This window comes from Winogradskyella sediminis, from assembly GCF_003387355.1.
In the GTDB taxonomy this organism is placed as follows: domain Bacteria; phylum Bacteroidota; class Bacteroidia; order Flavobacteriales; family Flavobacteriaceae; genus Winogradskyella; species Winogradskyella sediminis.
In genome coordinates, this window is sequence record NZ_QUNH01000024.1 from 1 (window position 1) to 1,982 (window position 1,982).

Annotated in this window: 2 protein-coding genes; both read right to left on the bottom strand. The window is 33.2% G+C overall.

The genetic code is table 11. The annotated features are described in order from the left end of the window. Window positions 1–231: 231 nt before the first annotated feature. The gene (locus C8N41_RS16740) at window positions 232–885 is read right to left on the bottom strand and encodes a DUF4272 domain-containing protein (RefSeq protein ID WP_115840121.1); all 654 of its coding nucleotides are present in this window, start codon (window positions 883–885) and stop codon (window positions 232–234) included. Window positions 886–1,042: 157 nt separating this feature from the next. After that, complete coding sequence (locus C8N41_RS16745) at window positions 1,043–1,684, bottom strand: DMP19 family protein (protein ID WP_115840122.1); 642 nt, start codon at window positions 1,682–1,684, stop codon at window positions 1,043–1,045. Window positions 1,685–1,982 lie beyond the last annotated feature (298 nt).

Below are 1,982 nucleotides of genomic sequence, written 5' to 3' on the forward strand. Positions count from 1 at the left end.
CCGCTTTAAATTCCAGCGTATTTTGGTTTGAAAATAAGCACAGAAATTAGTGATTTCGTTGAAATTGTAAGTTAGCACCAAAATCTTTGCTAACGGTCTCGTATAACCGTCAGTTACGGGTTTAAAGTTACTGTTTTTCGGTTAAGCACTGACTTTTGCAATTCCGAGTGGATTCGGACGTAGTCGAATCCGCCGTAATTGCGGTTATACATTGTTGTGCATAGTTGTTTTTTACGTGTCAAGCGAAATTTCATTCCAGTCAAATTCTTTGTAAACTGTATATTCCAATGCTTTTCTTCTTTCCATTATTATGTCCAAATCAACTTTGTCCGATTGTTTTCCAGTCAAATTGTTATTTCGAGCGAACCAATGAGCACGATAGAACTTATCCAACATTTCAAATATTTCTACTTGATTTCTCAATTTGAATTCAGATATAAAATTTTTGGCTGGTTCATTTTTCGCAATGTTCGGAATCAACGAAGCAAGTGAATCTCCCACACCAGTATTTAAAGTCAGGTTATTATGAAATCCGCCAACCCAAGCAAAAGTCCAAATGGCTTCAACATACCAATAAATGTCTATTTGATTCTGTTCAGGTAATTCCAAATATTCCGTTTCTAAATATTCTAATTCTTCTTCGTTCAAATAGTCCATAAGTCCATTTTCCTTGAGCCATTTTTTTATTATGTCTCTTGGTGCTTGAAGATGTAACTGAAATAATGCAGTTAGAACCATTGTTCTACGAGCAATTTCTTCAGGTTCTCTAAATTCAGGATTATCCAAATAGGGCAAGTGTTCAATAACCTCAATTCCAGAAGAACGCAATTGCTTTGTATTCCTATCCTTTATTTTTTCTGGTTTAATTTTCTTTTGGAACCACATTTTTCTTCAATTATGCACAACGTGTTTGTGTATGGTTAGTTGCGTGTTTAAGCAACTAATTTAGTAAACAAAAACGAACGCGAGAAAATTCCGAAGGAATTTTCCAAATAAGCAACGACCAAAGCAATTAATTATACACGGTGTTAGCCACTGTGTTTTATTCAGTTGTAAATTCTTTATTATTTTCTCTAATATATTTAATTCGTAAATCACTTATATTTTCGGAATCATACAGTTTATAAAATTCAGTGTCCAAATCGTTTAAAGGATTGTCTTTATATGATTCGCTAAAACTTTCCATAGTTCCATCGTCAAATTCCTCAAGTCGCTCTTTGTTTTCCGTAAATATGTTATTCGCACGTAAAGTCAGTTCCGAGAATTTTTCCGCTCCAATAGTTTTAAATCCAATTTTTGCCATTTCCGCATATTGTCCGCTTGAATTGAAGTAGAATTGATTAAATCCACCATTATTGACTTCTGCTTCCAGCCACCAAGTCGAAAAGACTGCTTGTTGTCCTTTAGTCAATTTTGATATTTTATCTAAAGTGTAATGTTCTCCTTTTTCAAAATAGGTGTCAATATTGTCCATAATTGCCTGTTCCAATTTGTCGTCAGGAATAGTTATAATAATTTCAGGTGTTAGCTTTTTGTAAATTTTCCGATTGTTAAATTCATCAACGCTTTTTTCAATAAGTAAATCCATTTCGGATTTTTCGTTATTCGGTTCATTTTTTCCTTTACAACCGAAAAAACTTAAAATAGAAGTTAGAATCATTATCGTTATTATCCTTTTGTTCATTGGTTGGTTACATTGTGGCTAACGTTGTTGTATATGGTTTGTTGCGTGTTTTAAGCACCTAATTTAGCAAATAAAAACCGAATAGAAAATCCGCGAGGATTTTCGTAAGTAGGCTAGAACTAGCAATAAATTATATACGGCTTAAGTTTACAATTCATTAAATTTAAGGATAAATTAGAAAGAACAAAAGAGAGGAGTAAGGTTAATATATACGCAGAAGCTTTAGACTTCGTCAACATTGAAAATCCCCTCTCTTTTCTACACAGATTTCGTACAGTTCTATGAGGCTTTTAGACCT

What these genes read in the sequence shown, in the direction of transcription:
- C8N41_RS16745 (WP_115840122.1), bottom strand. Translation starts at nt 1,684, where the DNA reads ATGAACAAAAGGATAATAACGATAATGATTCTAACTTCTATTTTAAGT.
- C8N41_RS16740 (WP_115840121.1), bottom strand. Translation starts at nt 885, where the DNA reads ATGTGGTTCCAAAAGAAAATTAAACCAGAAAAAATAAAGGATAGGAAT.